The organism is Miltoncostaea oceani (assembly GCF_018141545.1).
Classification (GTDB): domain Bacteria; phylum Actinomycetota; class Thermoleophilia; order Miltoncostaeales; family Miltoncostaeaceae; genus Miltoncostaea; species Miltoncostaea oceani.
Genome location: NZ_CP064357.1, coordinates 657931 through 675962, shown reverse-complemented (window position 1 = coordinate 675962; position 18032 = coordinate 657931). Strand labels below are relative to the sequence as shown.

13 protein-coding genes and 4 tRNA genes are annotated in these 18032 nt (G+C 68.2%); 11 read left to right on the top strand and 6 right to left on the bottom strand.

Features of this window, described 5'->3' with window-relative positions; all coding sequences use genetic code 11:
- Window positions 1-155 precede the first annotated feature (155 nt).
- From IU369_RS22205 to IU369_RS22195, 3 genes are read left to right on the top strand one after another with little or no spacing between them, the layout of a single operon-like run.
- Window positions 156-593 carry a hypothetical protein gene (locus IU369_RS22205; RefSeq protein WP_217924618.1) on the top strand — a complete coding sequence of 146 codons (438 nt, stop codon included), beginning with the start codon at window positions 156-158 and terminating at the stop codon, window positions 591-593.
- Window positions 590-1954 carry a DUF1800 domain-containing protein gene (locus IU369_RS22200; RefSeq protein ID WP_217924617.1) on the top strand — a complete coding sequence of 455 codons (1365 nt, stop codon included), beginning with the start codon at window positions 590-592 and terminating at the stop codon, window positions 1952-1954. The genes IU369_RS22205 and IU369_RS22200 overlap by 4 nt, the downstream gene beginning before the upstream one ends.
- A 13-nt stretch (window positions 1955-1967) precedes the next feature.
- Window positions 1968-3341 carry a DUF1501 domain-containing protein gene (locus tag IU369_RS22195; RefSeq protein ID WP_217924616.1) on the top strand — a complete coding sequence of 458 codons (1374 nt, stop codon included), beginning with the start codon at window positions 1968-1970 and terminating at the stop codon, window positions 3339-3341.
- Window positions 3342-3392: 51 nt separating this feature from the next.
- Here the strand turns inward: IU369_RS22195 and IU369_RS22190 are convergent, their stop codons facing one another.
- Window positions 3393-4034, bottom strand: coding sequence for a hypothetical protein (locus IU369_RS22190; RefSeq protein ID WP_217924615.1), 642 nt, complete (start codon window positions 4032-4034; stop codon window positions 3393-3395).
- Window positions 4035-4328: 294 nt separating this feature from the next.
- On the opposite strand from IU369_RS22190, the gene IU369_RS22185 reads away from it, so the two are divergent.
- From IU369_RS22185 to IU369_RS22170, 4 genes are all read left to right on the top strand, one after another.
- Window positions 4329-4402, top strand: a tRNA-Phe gene (locus IU369_RS22185).
- 108 nt (window positions 4403-4510) lie between these two features.
- Window positions 4511-4594: transfer RNA gene (locus IU369_RS22180), tRNA-Tyr, on the top strand.
- A gap of 63 nt (window positions 4595-4657) precedes the next feature.
- Window positions 4658-4730, top strand: a tRNA-Trp gene (locus IU369_RS22175).
- A 136-nt stretch (window positions 4731-4866) separates the two neighbouring features.
- Window positions 4867-4939: transfer RNA gene (locus tag IU369_RS22170), tRNA-Cys, on the top strand.
- 275 nt (window positions 4940-5214) lie between these two features.
- Here IU369_RS22170 and IU369_RS22165 read toward each other — a convergent pair.
- The 5 genes from IU369_RS22165 to IU369_RS22145 form a co-directional block, all read right to left on the bottom strand.
- Window positions 5215-6741, bottom strand: coding sequence for a hypothetical protein (locus tag IU369_RS22165; RefSeq protein WP_217924614.1), 1527 nt, complete (start codon window positions 6739-6741; stop codon window positions 5215-5217).
- Window positions 6738-7922: a hypothetical protein gene (locus IU369_RS22160; protein ID WP_217924613.1), complete on the bottom strand. Its 1185-nt coding sequence runs from the start codon at window positions 7920-7922 to the stop codon at window positions 6738-6740. The genes IU369_RS22165 and IU369_RS22160 overlap by 4 nt, the downstream gene beginning before the upstream one ends.
- Window positions 7923-9530: 1608 nt before the next feature.
- Window positions 9531-10019 (bottom strand): hypothetical protein, encoded by a 489-nt coding sequence (locus IU369_RS22155; RefSeq protein WP_217924612.1) that lies wholly within the window; start codon window positions 10017-10019, stop codon window positions 9531-9533.
- Window positions 10020-10097: 78 nt separating this feature from the next.
- On the bottom strand, window positions 10098-11171 hold the full coding sequence (locus IU369_RS22150) for a DUF3644 domain-containing protein (protein ID WP_343233264.1): 1074 nt from the start codon (window positions 11169-11171) through the stop codon (window positions 10098-10100).
- A 225-nt stretch (window positions 11172-11396) separates the two neighbouring features.
- On the bottom strand, window positions 11397-11768 hold the full coding sequence (locus IU369_RS22145) for a DUF805 domain-containing protein (protein ID WP_217925187.1): 372 nt from the start codon (window positions 11766-11768) through the stop codon (window positions 11397-11399).
- Between the two features lie 375 nt (window positions 11769-12143).
- On the opposite strand from IU369_RS22145, the gene IU369_RS22140 reads away from it, so the two are divergent.
- The 4 genes from IU369_RS22140 to IU369_RS22125 all read left to right on the top strand — a co-directional run bounded on the left by IU369_RS22140 (window position 12144) and on the right by IU369_RS22125 (window position 17991).
- Entirely contained in the window at window positions 12144-12473 is a 330-nt protein-coding gene (locus IU369_RS22140) for a hypothetical protein (protein ID WP_217924610.1), read from the top strand.
- Between the two features lie 261 nt (window positions 12474-12734).
- Window positions 12735-12959: a hypothetical protein gene (locus IU369_RS22135; RefSeq protein ID WP_217924609.1), complete on the top strand. Its 225-nt coding sequence runs from the start codon at window positions 12735-12737 to the stop codon at window positions 12957-12959.
- Between the two features lie 133 nt (window positions 12960-13092).
- On the top strand, window positions 13093-13422 hold the full coding sequence (locus IU369_RS22130) for a helix-turn-helix transcriptional regulator (protein ID WP_217924608.1): 330 nt from the start codon (window positions 13093-13095) through the stop codon (window positions 13420-13422).
- A gap of 1245 nt (window positions 13423-14667) precedes the next feature.
- Window positions 14668-17991 (top strand): hypothetical protein, encoded by a 3324-nt coding sequence (locus IU369_RS22125; protein ID WP_217924607.1) that lies wholly within the window; start codon window positions 14668-14670, stop codon window positions 17989-17991.
- Window positions 17992-18032: the final 41 nt, after the last annotated feature.

The window sequence follows — 18032 nt, the reverse complement described above, 5'->3', positions numbered from 1 at the left end:
CACTCAAGCTACGGCGGCGGAGCCCGCCTGCATCGGCGCTGACAGGTCAAGTGGAGCCGATGACTCACGTGATGAACGTAGTCGGATGAGCGGTGGCGGACCCTTGGTGTCGGGGATTGACCTGACGTCGATGCGCACCCTCGCATGGTGCGGAGATGGCCTCATCGCCACGGACACGACGCCGCCTCGTTATCACCGCACTTGCGCTCGGCGCACTCGGGACGGCGGCGATCGCCAGCGGCCCCGTCATCGCTGCTCGTCCCTCCGCCCCTGTGAAGCCGGCGCCCCAGCGGGCGCTCGCCTTCGCCACCGAGTTCGCGCTCAACCTCTCGCGGTCAAACTTCCGTGAGGGACCGATCCGCCTCCAGATCAAGAACATCGGAGAGGACGACCACGACGTCGTGATCTCACGTCCCAACGGGAAGGTCGTCGCGCGCAGCCGGGTCATCCCCTCCGAGGGACTCGGCGAGGTGCGTGTGCGCCTCGGCCCGGGTCGCTACCGGGTCTGGTGCTCGCTGACCGGACACCGTGCCCACGGCATGGAGACGACGATCGTGGTCAAGAAGGCGCCGGCCCGCCGAGACCGCTCGTGAGCTCCCGCCCCGCCCCGAAGGCACGCCGCGCCCGTGCGGCGGCGCGACGCGCGCGGGAGCGCAAGAAGATCGAGCGCCTGATGTGGCGCGCGGGGTTCGGCGCCGGACCGGCTGAGCTCGACCACCACGCCACCCGCGGTCTCGAGAGGACCGTGCAGCACCTGCTCGAGGCCCGCGCCCCGGAGCTCCGCTCAAAGCCCGGGCCCGCACGTGTGGACGGCGCCCCGATCGACCCGGTGAACGCCTACGGGCACGACGTTCTCTGGTGGCTCGACCGCGCGGCGCGCACCAACCAGCCCTTGCTCGAGCGGATGACCTTCAACTGGCACGACCACTTCGCCACCTCCAACGACTCAGTGGGCGACACCGGCCTGATGCTCGCCCAATACGCGACCCTGCGCTCCGGGGCCCTCGGCCGCTTCGAGGACCTCGCCAAGGCGATGACCCTCGACGGCGCGATGCAGCGATTCCTGAACCTCAGCGGTTCTCACAAGCGCGCCCCGAACGAGAACTACGCCCGGGAGCTCTTCGAGCTCTTCACCCTCGGGGTCAACAACGGCTACACCGAGTCCGATGTCCGCGAGGCCGCGCGGGCGCTCACAGGGTTCACCCACGACGGCCGCACCAGGACCTTCGGCTACGACCCGCGGCGCCACGACGACACACCCAAGAACATCCTCGGGCAGGTCGGCAACTGGGCACCGCTCGACACGGTCAGGATCGCCGTGTCCCACCCCAACCACGCCCCGTATCTGTGCGCGAAGCTCTGGAGCTACTTCAGCCCTCGTCCGCTGCCGGGGCTCCTGCTCGACAAGCTCGTACGCCGCTACCGCGACTCGGGCACCCAGATCCGCCCGGTGCTGCGGGCGATCCTGATGTCCGACCTCTTCTACGCGGACCTGGAAGCGCCCGACATGGTCAAGCCGCCCTTCGTCTACGTCGCCGGCATGCACCGGCAGACGGCCACCCGGGTGGAGGGAGAGCACTGGGTCTGGATGCTCGAGCAGATGGCGCAGGTGCCCTTCCATCCTCCGAATGTCGCCGGCTGGGAGTCGGGCCCCGCCTTCCTCTCGACGAGCACAATCAAGGCACGCTTCGACGCGGCGTCGCGGCTTCTCGGAGATGGCCCACCGGACGGGTCGATCAGTCGCAACCAGAGCCCTGCCGCGGCCATCAGGAGCGCGATGGCGGCGACGGGCCGGCCCCGAGTCGGTCCGAGCACCACGGCCGCGCTGGAGCGGTACGCGCGGACGTCGGTGGCCGGCCGCCACGAGGACTGGGAGGTCCGCCACTACTACCCCGAGCGTCAGCGGGTCCTCCGGCACCTGCTGCTCGCCGGACCGGACGCACAGGTGTGCTGAGAGGAAGCCGACCATGACCTTCGATGACCAGACCCACACCGGCTGTGAGGACCACGCCATCACCCGCAGGAGCCTCCTCCGCCGCGGCGCCGGGCGTGCGGTGCCCCTGCCTGTTGAGGCGCTCGAGGGCCTCGCCGGCGTCGACACCTCCCATGGCATGACGCGCCGGCAGATCCTCGAGCGCGGGGTGGGTCTCTGGGTCGCCTGCGCCGCGCTCGGGTCGATGGGCACCAAGGAGCTGATCGAGGCAGCGCAGGCCGATGCCGCCGCCTCTCCCGCCGGGCGCATCCTCGTCTCGCTTTACCTCGACGGAGGTAACGACGGCCTGAACACTCTGGTCCCGCTGACCGACCCCCGCTACGCCCCGCTGCGCGGAGGCCTCGCGATCGCCCCGGAGACGACGATCGCGCTGCCGGACTCAGCCGATTTCGGCTGGCACCCGGCCCTCGGCGGCCTCTCGGGTCTCTACAACCAGGGCCTGGTCAGCGTCCTCCCCGCCGTCGATTACCCGGAGCCCGACGGATCCCACTTCAGCTCATCCGCCTACTGGCGCCGCGGGATCGTCGGCCCGACGCGGACGACCAGCGGCTGGCTCGGCCGCACGCTCGAGGAGCTCGGAGCCAAGCGCAACCCGCTCCAGGGCATCAGCGTCGACTGGTCGCCCGACCCGGTCCTCGCCTCACACCGGGCGCCGACGGCGACGGTCCACGACCCCGGCAGCGTCGGCTTCTGGATGCCGGGAGTGTGGGAGCGAAACTTCACCGAGGCCTACCGCCAGGCCGCGCGTGGGGGGCGGCCCTCCGCCGGCCTCGCGGCGGCCCGTCAGGCCTACAACAACGCCTTCCACGTCCAGGACAAGCTTGCGCCCCTCGCCAAGCAGAAGGGGCGTGCGGGATACCCCGACACGGACCTCGGCAAGAAGCTCTCCGGCCTCGCGCGCATCCTCGGCGCGGGATTCGGCACCCGCGTGGCGTCCCTGTCGATCGGCGGCTTCGACACCCACGACGACCAGCCCGACGACCACCGGCGACTGCTCGGGGATCTCGGCTCGAGCCTCGCCGCCTGGCAGGCCGACCTCCAGGCGCGCGGCATCTCGGACCGGGTGATGACACTCGTCTGGAGTGAGTTCGGCCGGCGCCCCCAGGTCAACGACGGCCTCGGCACCGACCACGGCGCCGGCGGCCTCCTGCTCCTCGTCGGAGACCACGCCAACGGCGGCATCAGATCCGAGTTCCCCGGACTGGGCTCACTCGATCCGAACAAGAACCTGCGGGTCACGACCGACTTCCGACACGTCTACGCGACGCTGCTCGAGAGCTGGCTGGGCGTCGAGGCGGCCCGTGTGCTCCCCGGGATCGGACCTGAGCGTCTGCCCATCCTGCGCTGATCGCCCGCCGGCCGGGCCCTGACGCAAGGAGCCCGGCCGGCGCCCATTGCGTCAGCGGCTGAAGCGCACGTAGGTCATCCCCTCGTAGTCATCGGCCTCATCCCGGTCCCAGAGGGCGAGGGCGGAGACCTTCGCCCCGTCCGGTATCGCGAAGGCCAACTTCTCCGTGGAGCGGAAGCCAGGCTGGACCCCCGTGCAGATGGAGTTGCCGGTGATCGACACCGAGTCCATGTCGGCCTCGAAGTTGCGGCCTTGATCGTCGATCAAGATCGCGCCCGTGTTGCCGCAGAAGGGGTCGACCTTCACGCTGCCCACGTTGCGGATCTCAACGGTCGCGAGAATCAACCGGGCCCCCGAGGGAGCGGCGATCGGGTCGCTGTACTCGAGCGGTATCGTCTCGCTCGGCCCGAGGGCGGTAACCCGGAAGGCGATCGCGCCGTCGGTCCCGGTCTGACCGATCTTCCTGGGCAACACGGTCCGCCCGTTGATCTCCTCGGTGACCTCCGCCCCCTCCTGGGCGCTCGGTGCCTCGGCGGCCGCGTCCGAGCCCTCGGTCACGGTGACCGTCCGCACGGAGACCGACGCCTCCGAATCCGAACCTCCGCACCCTGAGAGGAGCAGGCCGGCGAGGACAATCAGGGCCGCCCAGGCGGCGAGGTTCGCCGCCCCTCCGGAATCCCACGGTCGCCTCATTCGTTCCTCCCCGTCGGGTCGCTGGACTCGCAAGAGCAGGCCCTCGCAGGGCCGCCGGCAGCCTAGTCGCCACCGGGGACATGAATCTCCGCGACAGACGTACCGCCCCGAGACATGCACTGGTTGACAGAGGTGGTATGGTCACTGACATGAACACCGGTGCCACCTATTACTGCTGGTTTGCCACCCGCCTCGAGGGAGAGATCGGGCTGCCATAACCGGCGACCGCAGATCACGCTCCAGTCTCTCGAGGCGACCTGAACGGGTCGCTTTTTTTGTGCCCGAACACACCTTGGGGGAGTAGCTCAGCTCGGTAGAGCACTGGTCTGAAAAACCAGGTGTCGGAGGTTCGAATCCTCTCTCTCCCATCCCGCCTCGGCGGGGATCGAAGATCGCGCAGCACGTTGACAACCACAGAGAAGGACATGGATGCAGCCTCACGTCGCGGGCGTGAGTCGTGTGTCCGCTCATTGCGAGCAGGGGTGCCCGAGCTGGCTCAAGGGACCTGTCTGTAAAACAGGTGGCTCCGCCGATCGCAGGTTCGAATCCTGCCCCCTGCACTCATGAGACGGTCGCGAACCCGAGCCGGCCTCATGGCAACACCACAGCGGTTCACACATCACAGGTCCGTAGCTCAACTGGTAGAGCACTGGTCTCCAAAACCAGGGGTTGGGGGTTCGAGTCCCTCCGGGCCTGCTCCGCTCTTTCGATCAAGAGCGGCTTGGTGAGCGGCATCTGGGCCAGCCGCTGCTGGTTCTCGTGGCCGGTGGAGTCTGCCGCCGGACCACACCGGACCACGGTCCTGCGCGCAAACCGGTGCCCGATGTGTCCTGGCGACGTGGCGAAGTGGCTAACGCGGCGGTCTGCAAAACCGCTATCCGCGGGTTCAAATCCCGCCGTCGCCTCCTGGACAGTGCGCACAACTCTCCCCATAAGTAGGGCGTGGAGATCCGCTCGGCTTCTCGAGCATCGGTTGGAGGTGCGCCAGGTCCCTGATTCGTCGGGGCTGTGAGAGGCGCGCTCAGTTCGGCCCGCGCGTGCCCTCGTCTGACAGCCGTTCTGAGACACCCAGTCGTTTCGTGACTGAGTGGGGACGGTGTCGGTCCAGCTCTGACGGGCGTTGACTACTGCTCGTGGTGGTGGCTGGGAGCCAGGCTGGCGTCTCGCGTGCGCTTACGAGCTAGTTGTGCGGTGGCGGTATCCGGATCGGCGTTGCCTCGCCGACGCATCTGTCGCCCGGTCCGATCCACCCCAGGTTCCACAGTCCCCGGAGCCAGTCGATCACCAGCGCCGCACTGGCGCGGAGGAGCCGCGGTCCGTTGCCGAGGCGTTTGGGTCGGGTGTCGAGGTTCTTGGCGCCGACGCGGTACCGGCATCTCCAGTTCGAGTGGGAGCTCTCGAGTGTCTTCACGGCCGCGTTGAGGGCCCGGTAGACGGGCGTCCGGCGTGAGACCGGAAGCAGCCGGCGCGGGTCTCGGGAGCAGCTGATCGTCTGTCGTCTCTCACATCGGGTCGTCTTCGGTAGGAGGCACGCGAAGGTGATGCGCTGGCGTCCGTCGGCGTCTGAGTACCCGACCCGTCGTGTCGGACCCGAGCAGTGCCGGCACAGGGGGTCACCCTCCTGGTCCCAGTCGGGTCCGGGGCGCCCCCGTCCGCGTTCGGTGTCCCCGGCGCGTCGGCGGGTGGGGGTGACCGTCAGGATGCCGAGGCGCATGTTCTGCTCGTAGACGCCGCGGCTGTAGTAGGCGCTGTCGGCGGTCATGGAACGCGGGATCTGGCCACCGAGAGCTGAGAGGGCGGCGGACAACGCCTTCGGGTAGTTGGTGACTTCGTTCTGGTCTGCCGGTGTGCTGAGCGCCACGATCGGGAGGCCGGTGAAGAGATCGACGACTTTGATCTGGAGGTCGCCGGCCCAGCTCTCCTTCACCCGCCCCGAGGAATCGCTGTAGACCCGGAACCCGGCGTCGGGATCTGCGATGTACCACCAGTGCCGGCCTGCGCGGTAGCGGCGGCCGGGTCGGCAGTCCTCCTCGTCGAGTTCTGTCGCGGCTCGTACCAGCCTCCGGCGACTTGCCCGCTCATCAGGGTCGTTCGGATCGTCAGTCACCTCGGCGTGGCGCATCTTCGTGGCACGTTTCGTGTCGAGGTGGACGAGCCGCCGGAGCTCCCGGTCGGGGCAGTCATCCTCGACGCCGCAGTCGTGGTGGCCGATTGCGTGGGTCTGGGATTCGGTGCCGTCGCACCAGAGGTGTTCCCCGACGCGGTCGTCGCGTCGCTGCGCGATCGCGACCAGTTGGCGGTGGGCTTCGAGGAAGAGCTCGTTCTCGCTCTCGATCTCGATGAAGTGGCGCCGGAGCGTCTCGTAGGAGGGAACCCACACCGACCCGTCGTCTCGGACGAACCCGCAGGCTCTCCAGGTCGGCTCGTGGTGGCGTTTAGCGGCGAGGAACGGTTCCATCGCCGCGTGGTCGCTGGCGGTATAGATCAACCAGAGGAGGCGCCAATGCCCGGGATTCCGCGGGCGGCCTCCCCCCGGGCCCGAGCCGGGATCACTCTTCAGGAGGTCCCAGAGCCCGCCCAGGCTCCGGACGAGGGAGACGAGCCACAGGTCACTGCCAAAGAGCTTCTCGTTCTTCTCGCTGACGCCGACGAGCTTCGTCGGCCAGCGGAACCGGCGGCGCCGGCGCGACCCGGGACCAGGGTTCATGGCCGGGTCCCTCCGCCGTCACGGCTCCGGGTTCCCCGTGATCGGATGAGCGCCTCCGCCTCGCGCACCAGGTTCTGGAAGGACCCGTGTGTCCGGAAGGCGGAGTAGGCGATCAACGCCCCGTCGCGGTAGCGCATCGCCCGGTAGTGACGCGTGCGCGGCGGTCGACTCGAACTCGTGTACAGCTCGATGTAGCGGGCGAGGGACGCGACGATCGCTGCGCGGTCGTGGCGGTTGCCGATGGCCGCGTCCCGGGCGACCTCGTCCGGCGTCCTCTCACGGAACTCGGCGCGCAGGATCAGGGGGGCGTGGCGGGGAGGGGTCTTCTTCGCGGGGGTCGGTAGCCCGTTCGTGTCCCGTCGCCTGCGAACTTCGGCAATGACCCGTGACCACGGTGGGCGTTGGGCGGTGGAGGGAAGCCAGATGTCCCTCTCGCGGGCCCACATCTCGAGGTATGTGACGGCCGGGAGGACCCCGGTCTCGGAGATGCACAGGTCGACGGCGCGGACGACGGCCTCCAACGAGGCCTCGGCCCGGCTCGGTCGGGCCGCCCGGCGCCCCGGAACCGGCACGATGATGCCTGCGTCCTCCAGGGCTCTGCGCCACCCGGCGAAGCGGTCGATCACCGTCGCCGAGCACGCCAACCGCGGCGGGTCCGCCACCCGTGACCGCCGCCACGCACCCCGTTGCTCGGAGACCCACTGGTCGTAGGTGATCGGATCCGGAGCGGCACTCAGGGCATACGCCGCAGCGCGCAGACCATCCAGGATCTCCTGGTCGGTCCCGAAGAACTCTTCTTGGGTACGCAGCGAGGCGAGGAGCTTGCCGCGGTCCGCCGGAGAGGCCATCGCGACCGACCGCAACCCCGCCCACGGCACCCCGAAGCGATTGATCAGGTTCCTCATCTGCGTCAACCCGGGTGCAAGTTCCTGGCGGGCGGTGTCCGCCGCGAGGATCGTCGGATCAGGCCCGAGTGCGATCAAGAGCGTCGCCAAGGCGTCGAGGACCTCGTGCTCGCCGGTGCCTGAACGGAACTGCCCGCGGGCGCCGCGGGGAACCGCAGCGTCGCGAGAGCCGGCCCCAGGACCGGAAAGACCCTCGTCATCCCGGATCGGCGGGGTCGCCGGCGAGGACACGGCGGAGACGTCGTCAGGGGTCAGTGATATCTTCGAAGGCGCCACGTGGACCTCCCAAAAGGACCTGTGGCACCCGGGCCCTGGGTGTTAGCGCACCTGGGGCCCAACCATGTGGCCGGGGCCCACGCACCGCGGGCGCCACTCGATGGTTACGCGGCTCGCCGCCCGACTGAGACGGAAAGCCCTGGACGCAGGGCTACGGCTGGCTGGCCCCCCCGATCCCTCGTGCAAGCTCGTCCGCGGCTCGGCGGCCAGTCTTGGTCAGTGTGAAGCCCGCGTCGGACCGGGCGACGGTGCCCTTGCCAACCAAGCGCCGGAGACAGGTCCGGAGGTTCTCTCGACCTGCTGTCGCCGCCGGGTGGATCACGCCTCGGACCTGCGCAGCGGACACGATGTCGTTGAGTGGCACCTGTCCACCCACGTCGCGGAGCAGAAGCAGTACTCCGCGCTCCCCCCGCGGAAGCTGGGAGAGCTCGCCGTTGGAGGAGACACCGCGACCGGCTGCTCTTGGTCCTGGGCTCGCCTTGCCGTGAGGGGCCTTGTCGGTCTCGCGGGCAGTCGCGCGAAGCCGGCGCAGCTGGCTGACCTTGGCCCTGTGCGCAAGCATCGCGCGGTTCTGGATGTCGAGCTCGTGATCGATCAGCCGAACGAGTTCATCAGCATCGCTCAGCAGGGACGAGTCGATCGCGTCGGCGGGGGAACGAGGCTCCTTCTCTGTCTTGCGGGGTGGCACTGACCGCCCTCGTGCTCGTCTGGGCCGCCCAGGCTATGCCAGACGACGACGCCCTGTATAGAGGCCGACGCCGAGCTATCGCGGAATGACCAAGATCGACTCGTCTGCCGTGAGAGGCTCCGCTCCGCTCTTCGTCCACGGGGGTGAGGGGTTCGCATCGCTGCACGGGACGTCACGGCTGAGTCGCGCGTCACCTCCATCGCGGTGACGGCGAGATCCCCAACCGTCGTCAGATACCCTCCTGCGCATAGCTGAGTATCTGGAGGGTGAACCGCGCGCCGCCGCGGGAGCCTTCCACCGTCTGGGACGATGCAACCCCCGGGCAGTTCCGATCTCCGCGGGCACACGAGGTCTCAGAACCCTTGGCACGGCGAGTCGGTGATCGGGAGGGAGCCCGCTACAGCCGCACGTCCAGGGTTGGCAGGCCCATGCACGAATCGAGTCTGTGGACGACCAGCGGCTTCTTGACCGTGGACACCGCTCGAAGCAGGTGCCGGACAGGCTGCAAGTCGCTGGCATGCTGGCGACTCGCTGGGGAGTGCGGTCTACGGCGCCGGCTGGGGTATGGGCAGAGGTTCTAGTTTGACCTGCGGAGTGTGGCGCAATCGAGGCCGCAGCAAAGTCACCACGCTTAGGAGAAGGCGACCAAGAAGCACAGCGACGACTGAAGCTATGACCACCGCGGCGGCTTTGGTCGCAGCGTCGAAGTCACTCCACATGGAACCGCCTCGCTTCTGAGCTGATTCTCTCCCGTTGATCGGCCAAGGCCGAGACCGCTGGGATGTCGCTCGAAGCGGTTCCTTGGGCGACAGAACGCCGGGCCTTCGCTCACGTGCCGGTAGCGTGACCGGAGTGGTCCATCGACCACTCAGCACTTCGTGCCGCTCAAACGACTTGCGTCATGTGGGGACACGAACGTCTCACTCCGACGGAAGCGCATCCGGGGGAGGACCGACGCGCGGAAGCGGCAGTATGCTCCGCGTGCCGCCTGCAACTACTTCGGCTTTGGACACGTCGGTTGGTACTTCGAAGCTCGCCAGTCTGCCGGACCGACTCATGGCCACTGTCTCCACCTTTACCTCCGCTGAGGCACTTGGCAGCGCAAGGCCCGCCGTGTACTTCTGGTTCCGGCGTGCCAGGAAGACGGCAACGCCCTGACGCGTTGCTCGCTCCGCTGTGTCGCAGTTCATTCCTGATGTCTCGTCATTAACGGCCGCGATGCACGACAGTGTCGTTCCGGTGCCGGGTTGGGCTACCTGACCGGTGTAGAACGACAGTCCGTTCGAGTCTCCCAGCGGAACCAGGGTTCCATCGACGAAGATCGACGTCAATCCCGGCCCGAGCTCGAAGGCCAGCCGGGGTTGCTCAGTTGCGCCGGAACCGATCGCCGCGCTCAGCAGTACGTACATGGCGGAAGTCAAGGCGGCGCCGCTTGTGACGACTGCGACCGCGCTACGGCCTTTGAGCCTAGGCACTCCGAGAAGGCATTACCGCTGTGCCGACATTCTGGTCGTTTCGACGGCACTTGGCACAGGATCGCGTCCAAGTACGGCGCGGTGCTCGTCTGTGTCTCTAAGTCTACGGACAAGGTACTCAGCCCAGGCTACCGTGTAGACGTGGCGTCTAAATGTCTTGTCCCAGCGACAGAAGTCTGACTTTGTTCGCTCGGGATGATTAGAGCCTTCTGGCGGCCGCACTCCGTAGTGCTGCCAGCACTTCGTGTGGTCGGTCACAGTGAAACGTAAACTAAGTCGTTCGACGACCCGCGCTGCTACGTCCTTCGGGAGTAGAACATTATCGTTATGCACAGGAATTGTCTTCTCGCGAATGATGGTGAAGGCTCTCTCGACCTGCTCGCGCTGCTCATCGTCTAGGGCGTCGAGTCGGACGAAGCTCATGGCGACGTCAGCCTCCGTCTTGGGGCCGGTCTGGGGCACGAGAACGACCCTGAACTCGTAGGCGCTGTCGCTTGCGACGTCGGGTTCGAGGGAGGCGTCAAAGTCTTGGATGTAGTCCAAGACCGATCGTGGTGTCCGTGCACGCACTCCCTTCAGGACCTCAACGGCATCGTCGGTGATGCTGCCGAGGAACACCGGAAAGCGAAGCTCCTGGGCCAGTCCCTCAGAGGCGCCGAACATCCGGACCAGCTCGCGCTCGTAGTTCAGGACGATGGCCTGCGCCTTTCCGGCTACAAGGGCTGCGACCTCTCCGTCGTAGCGGTGCTCGACCTTGTGACGCAAGCCGAGGAAGAACTCGACGTTTCTCCGGATTGGGTTGCTCTCCGTGTACGTCTCGGCGAGAAGGGCGCTGAGCGATCGCATTTTCCAGTCGCCATCTTCGGTTCGCTGCCGACGCTTCTTGCTGTCTCGTTTGTAGAGTTCGCGCTCGCGCCCTTGCTCGTCGAAGTGAGCCTGAAGCATCTTGAGCCAGGCGAGGCTCATGTGGACGATGAAAGCCTCCAGTCGGCGCTCCCGGCCCGAGCGGTTGTGCAGATCGACCGCTAGCCGAGCCTCGCCCTTGCTCGACTGGAGTTGATGCCAGAAGCGGCGACGCGCGGGCATCTTCCAAAGCTAGCGCCCAACCCGGACAGTACCCCGCCTCCGAGGGCCGTCGCGAGCGGTCGTGGGTGACAATCAGCCACGACATTGGGATCCACTTCGAAAGGTTTTGGGTTCAGCTTCAGTCGCGCTAGGCCCGGAGGGCGGCCCCGAAGCCAGCCGGATGGTGGCGCCTCATCCGCCCGATCAGCCAGCCGCTTCGAGAGGGTCGGTGGGACGGGTTAGGGGTCACGCGGTGTGCGCGTCGTCGCAGGGGTCGCGGCCCCATTGATTCTGGGCGCCGTCGCCTTCTGTCGCCCACCACACGATCAGGACGATGAGCCCGACGATGGGGACCAGGGCGATCAGCTGCCACCAGCCTGAGCGACCGGTGTCGTGGAGGCGGCGCGCCCCGACCGCGAGGGACGGCACGGCAGTCGTGACGCCGTACAGGAGCCCGAACAACCCGGGCCACTCCTTCCCGGTGCCGAGGATGGTGTCGAGGAGGAACAGCGCGACCGTGGCGACGGTGCTCCACACCGTGAACATCCAGAACTCGGTTCGGTGAGCCCGATCGTGGAACCCCGTGTAGCGCCTCAGGACCGCGAGATACCACCGCATGTTCACCCCCCGTTTCCTCAACTGGTCGGCGCCGGCGATCGTTCGGATGAGTTCCGCTGGTGCACCAGAACCGCTCGGGGCGAATACGCCTCGAATGGCAGGCGCTCGGCAGGGATCCAACCCACCACAAAGTGGAGCGTGGTCTCTTTGCAGGTGAGCGTTTCCCACGACCCTTCAGCCCGCAAGTGCGCTGCGCTGGTGTCGTCGGCGAACGCCCCCCTCTCCCGCTCCATCCCGCCTCCCGGTGGTCCATCGCACATTCCGTCGCCACCGCCGGGAAGCAGGGGGCTTACGGATGAGTAGTCCGTAAGAGGCCGGGTCGGGTCGGGTCGGGTCGGGTGACCGCCCGTCGGGACACGCGACAGGGAGGGCACCGTGGCGACGACGGGGGTGATGGTGACCCCGCGGTGGGTCTGGAGCGACGAGGTGATGGGCGTCATCGAACGCGAGATGCGCCGCGACGGCCTGTCGCTCGGAGAGCTCGCCCGGCGGGCGGCGGAGCGGTTCGGGATGGACGCCGAGTCGGCCGAGCGGCGCCTGCGGGCGGCGCGGCGCGGCGGGATGGTGATGGACGTCCACACCGCCGACCGCTACCTCGTGCTCGTCAGCATGCACCTCACCGACGTGCCGTCATACCGCGCGGCCCTCGCCGGTGAGCTGCAGCCGTCCCAGTGGCCACGGCGCGGCGGCCGGTCCCAGTCATGAGATCCGCCCGGCCCGCGTGCCTCCAGCCTTCCGAAGTGCACCGCCACCCGTGCGGTCGCGTGCTCCGGCTCCGGAGTCAGAACACCACCGGACGACGGCCGCCGCCACCTCAGGTGCGCGAGCTGGCCCCGGCGTGAGCCCGAGAGCCCCTCACGGCCGATCTTCCTGAGCTTTGCGCTCGGGGTCCATGGGCCGAGCGCGGCGGCCGGAATGCCTATCGCCGACGCAGCGCCATCCCCCGCTCCCCGCTACGGTCACCGGGTGGCGAAGAGGCTCTACATCTCCGTTTCCGACCTGACTGCCGAGCGGGTTCGACGCCTGGCGGACGGCGAGTTCTCCGGTGATGTGTCCGCACTCGTCGCCTCGCTGGTCGATCGAGAGGCGCGGCGGGTCGAGTCCCTCGACGCCGTCGCTGAGTGGGAAGCCGAACACGGTGAGATCTCGCCCGCCGAGATCACCGCGGCCCGGAGGCGTTGGCTGCGCTGAGGACCGTCGCGACGGCCAGCGCCCGTGCATGGCGCCATGCGGCTGCCCCATTTCCCGAAGGGGCGCCACCAAGCACCTCTGGGGTTCAGGATAGTGATTCCTACATCGCGTAAGGATGGCTAATCTGAACCACATGGGTCGCGATCGGGTCTTCCTAGAGGTGGTTCAGGACGCCGTCGAGCTGTTCGGCGCTCAGGTGCGGGCCGCGCGCGCCGAGCGTCGGTGGACCGCCGCTGAGCTCGCCCGACGGGCTGGCGTCAGCAAGGGCACCGTGCTGAAGGTCGAGCAAGGTCATCCGGGCGTCTCGATCGGGACGGCGTTCCAGCTGGCGGCGCTCGTCGGCGTCCCGCTGTTCGCCCGGGACGAGCGGAGGCTCGCCGCCGACGCCCAGGCCGCGAGGGCCGCCGTCATCGGCCGCCGCGTGCGGCGACCGGCCGAGCCGGACGTCGCCCTCGACTTCTAAGGCTGGCCTCGTCCAATTGCCGGCTCAGCCGATCCGCATGGCGAAGACCAAGAATGCCGCGAGGTGGGGGCTTTTTTCTCCCGATGCGCACTTCTTCTGTGGCCCCTTGAGCGGGACGTGGTTCCCCGCGGCGTCACCCGAAGGGGTCGGAGTGTCAACGAACCGGTCCACTCCACCCAGGATGGCCAGGCGTCACGGGCCGCACCCCGAAGCCTGAGGGTGTGCCACCCCTGTCTCGTTCTCCGAGACGAAGGGGAGATTTCTCCAGCAAAGAGCCCTTGGTGCGCACAAACCTCGGATATGGCCGCGACTCGCGGTCGAGGCGGCGACAATTCGGCCGTTAGGCCGTCCGGTAGTTGCGCAGGACAGAGTCAGGAGGCGGACGTCGCACCCGCTCGACCATCGCCTGCTCCGGTGAGCATCCTCCGTGAACTCGGCCGCTCAATCCGGCGGCAGTCCGCCGCGGGATAGCTCGGCGTCTGGTGGCGGCGACTGCGCGGCGTGCCGGGCGTCTTGAGCTCGTCGTGGTGGGTCCCGGGTGCTTCTCGGGACCGCCTTGGTCGACCCGGGTTCTGGGGCGGGAACGCAGTCCCAGGTGGCGGGAAAGATGGCGGCCTCAGCCGAATAAAGAAGCAAACGAGAGCACGCGCTGGATTCCTTCTTTTCGCGGTGGGCAGAGCTTCCTTCCTCGTTGCCACCGATCGAAGGTGGTGGTGTGAAGGTCGGGAACGGCACCCGACCAGCGCCTCTGCGCTGAGAGCCAAGAGTCGCCCCTCGAAGAGGCCATGACCGGCTTTGGAGAGGTCCTAACTGGGCTAGGGGCTGCTTGTCGCAGACACCAGTGGCCCTTGTCAGATCGGGAGATTTCGGCGTTTACGTGTGGTGGCGCCGGCGTCCTCCGGCTGTTTCGCGGGGGGGCCCTCTGGACGGGGCGGGCGGGGTCCAGGGAAGGTCGCGCTGACGAGGAGCACCCCGCGGAGGAGTCACTCAGTGCCCGGTACAGATGACCACTCCGGCGACGCCGGTGCCCCAGCAGCCACCGGCAGGGACGTCGGGGCGGTCAGCGCCTCTGGGGCCACCGATGTCACGCCCGCGGGCCGGCCATCTCGCGGGTCTTCTGTGGCGCCGGGCCCCCCCGACACCCGCAGAGACGGGCTGTCAGAGGACGAACGCGTGCACGGGCGGGGTGCGACCCGACCGGAAGGCACCGGCCTAGATGCCCTCGACGCTCGATCTCGCGCGTTCGTGGGTCGCGTCCAGGCCCTTCGCGGCCTGGTCTCTGCGCAGACTCCACGGCCCGATTGCGGGGGCGCGGAGCTCGACGAGGGCCCGGTCACGATCACCCATGATTTCGGTCAGTTCATCACCCTCCAAGTGCCCGGCGCGGGAGGCCAGAAGCTCGACACGATCCTCCACGCCGGCCTCGGCGATCAGCTGACGGTGCAGGAACTCCCGAGCAAGCTCGCCGGGATTCTGGCCGGCAAGTTCGGTGGTGTGCCGCTCCTGGACCTCGTGAATGGGGACGGGGAGATCCACCTCCGGGCGTTCGACGAGGCCACCTACACGCGAAAGACCCCCGTGAACCCCTTCGGGGACGCGAAGGGGTCCGCCCAGATCGTTGAGGGCGGCGCGACCCACCGGTTCACATTCGAGCTGGACGAGGTGACTCGGAGTCAGCTCGCGGCGGGGCGCAGCGCGACGGTCATCGCATCGCGCTCCACCCCCGACGGGGGGCGACGGTCGATCCTCCTGAACATCGAGCCCGAGGTAGCCGAGATTGCCCTCGACGAGGACGCCGTCGCGGAGGTCCTTTCATCGCGGAGGGTGAGGGTCGCCGACGGCGACGTGACCGTCGAGCTCGCCGATGGTCAGATCGAGGCGCTGATCGCCGACCGGCCGACGATGGCGAAGACGACCGGTGATCCGCCACGGCTCCTGAAGCTCGCCCCTCCCTCGAGCGCGCCCGAGGTTGCCCTCGCCTCCGAGGACTTCCAGATCGTCGATCTGCCGGGGTTCCTCGCGGACCCGTTCGTCCTCGACGACTCCGGTTCGCCGCTCTCGATCAGTCTCACCGGCGGCGAGGTGAAGGAATTGTTGAAGGGCCGAGCCGAGGTCGTCGTCGCCGGCAGGCGAGTCGCGATCCACCGCGAGTCCAGCGGGCCGGCCTTGCCACTCACCCGCAACGGCGCGCTGCCGCCGATCGCCGGTGGCGCCGCCGTGAAGAAGCCCATGCTCGAGATCGGCGAGATCCCCTGGGCCCCGAAGGGCAAGGCGCTCGCCGTGGACGCGTGGGAGATCATCGCGCCGCAGGAGATCCCCAGGGAACTTCCGCCGGTCGTCGTGAGTCTCTTCCTCCCGTGGGTGCAGACCTGGACCCTGGCCAAGATCGAGGAGGGACGTGAGCTGAAGAGCTTCACCCTGATCCCCGGCCAGGAACTGACCATCGAGACCTTCACCTGGGACCGCTCCAAGAAGTCCCTCGACCGCACCAGCCAGATGGACAGCACCCAGACCTTCGAGATGTCCTCGAGCAGCAAGGACACCGACGACGTCGTCCGCGAGATGGCGACCAACAACGAGTTCCAGCTGAACGGCCAGGCGGGCCTGTCGGCGACCGTGAAGGGTGGCTATGCGGAGGTGACGGCCAACGGACAGGTCAGTGGCGGCACCAAGACCGCGATCGCGAACACCGCCAAAGGCACCACCCAGAACCTCACCGAGCAGGCGAGCAAGGCTGCGGTGACGGTCTCCTCGCGCCGGGTCTCCCACATCACCGAGAGCCGCGAGTTCGGTAGCGAGGAGCGAACCACCCACCGGATCCGCAACCCGAACATGTGCCACGACCTCACCTTCACGTACCACGAGGTGATGGCCGCCTACCGGGTCGAGACGACACTCAGGAAGGACCGCGCCCAGCTGGTCGCCCTGATCGAGAACCCGTTGTCGATCGCCTTCATCGACGGGCCCCTGGTCCGGCGCAACGAGACAGCGTTCCGCAACTCCCTCCTCGACCCGGCGTTGACCGACGGCTTCGATGCGCTGAGGATGCTGGCCTCCTACGAAGCCGCTCAGGAGATCATCCGAAAGCAGGCTGCGGTCCTCGCGGCCCAGGCCGCCGCAGCTGCGGAGAAGACCGAGCAGGACCGCCTCGCGGCGCAGGCCGCCCAGGCCGCGCTTGCAAGCGCCCAGACGGGTTCGAACTCCAGCGCCTCAGGTACCGGCACGGACCTCGCCGAGGGAGCGGACCCGCTTCCGACTGCGGAGGAGCTCGCGGTGGCGGCGGTCTTCGACAAGGTGATCGCCGCCGCGAAGAGCGCGATCCAGGACGGTCAGGCGAAGGCCAACCAAGTGATGCGCACCTTCGCGCTCTGGCGGAAGCCCAGTGAGTCTGATCTGCGAGCCGTCCGCCGCTACATCTTTTGGACGATGCTGCAGGCGACCTCCAGCTCGCTCACCAGCACCTTGGAGGATCAGGCCAAGGTGACCTTCGACGCCAAGAGCAAGCCAAAGCTCGAGGCGGCAGTGTCGATCCTCGCCTGCGCTCCCGAGAACGACATACCGGGCCTCGGTGGCCTGATCGGACTGCCGGACGCCGAGAAGGAGAAACTGGCGATCTCAACGATGATCCGGCGCAGCGGCGAGTTCAAAGCTGAAGGCGATTGGGCCTGGTGGAGCGGCACCTGCCGCGACCACGGCCTCTACTCCCCGGACGACTGCGGGCTTCCCACCCTCCTCAAGGACCTGCGCGAGGCGATGCGCAAGTTCAACGAGGCGAAGACCAGGAGCGCCGCCACCGCCGGATTCGGAACGCCCAAGGAGGCTATCGAGAGCGCGAACAAGTCCCAGGACAAGTCCGAGGCGGTGGATCGCCTGGACCAGGCCTTCAGCCTCGTGGATCTCGCGAACGCCTCCGAGCGGGCCGATGCCCTGCTCGCCCACATGGCCGACCACCGCGACTATTACCGCTACGCCCTCTTCCAGGCCCTCCCTCCCTCCGAGCAGCTGCAGCGGATCATCGACTCCACCGGCGGAAACCTGCCGGTCGGCCTTTTCGAGCCGCGCGTGATCGCGATGAACGGCAGCCAGCTCGCGGTTCCCCTGGCGCGCGGAGTGAGCGTCAAGCTGGATGCGTGGTTCAACGAGCTGATCGCGGATGTCCCCGACCCGCCGCCCGCGATCGCAGCGACACCCCCCGCCGACGGCACGGGGCCAGATGCCGGTGATGGGCCCCTCACCCGACTGCCGACGCCCGGCCTACGGGTGAAGATGCGACTCGGGCGATGCAGTGGTTGCGAGGACTTCATCGAAGAGTCGCGGCGCATCGATCTGATCGAGCGCGAGGCGAAGGCGCTCCAGTCCCTCGCTGAGGCGGCCCGCAGGACCGACCGGATCGTCTCGGGAGACCTCGGCGACCCCCTGCACCCCGCCGATGGGATCACCCTGCGCCTCGACGACGCCAGGCAGGCCCTCGTACCCGCGGGCGCCCCGGCTCCCACGACACCACCGGGAACCCAACCCGCCCCAGCACCCACCGGCGGCGCAGCGGGCGGAACACCGCCTCCCGGCTGATGCCAGCGGGGTCGGCAGGCCCACTCCCCCCGCCACATCAC

Coding starts and splice junctions, on each gene's coding strand:
- IU369_RS22205 (WP_217924618.1), top strand. CDS start 156: ATGGCCTCATCGCCACGGACACGACGCCGCCTCGTTATCACCGCACTT.
- IU369_RS22195 (WP_217924616.1), top strand. CDS start 1,968: ATGACCTTCGATGACCAGACCCACACCGGCTGTGAGGACCACGCCATC.
- IU369_RS22190 (WP_217924615.1), bottom strand. CDS start 4,034: ATGAGGCGACCGTGGGATTCCGGAGGGGCGGCGAACCTCGCCGCCTGG.
- IU369_RS22165 (WP_217924614.1), bottom strand. CDS start 6,741: ATGAACCCTGGTCCCGGGTCGCGCCGGCGCCGCCGGTTCCGCTGGCCG.
- IU369_RS22155 (WP_217924612.1), bottom strand. CDS start 10,019: ATGTACGTACTGCTGAGCGCGGCGATCGGTTCCGGCGCAACTGAGCAA.
- IU369_RS22150 (WP_343233264.1), bottom strand. CDS start 11,171: ATGCCCGCGCGTCGCCGCTTCTGGCATCAACTCCAGTCGAGCAAGGGC.
- IU369_RS22145 (WP_217925187.1), bottom strand. CDS start 11,768: ATGCGGTGGTATCTCGCGGTCCTGAGGCGCTACACGGGGTTCCACGAT.
- IU369_RS22130 (WP_217924608.1), top strand. CDS start 13,093: ATGGGTCGCGATCGGGTCTTCCTAGAGGTGGTTCAGGACGCCGTCGAG.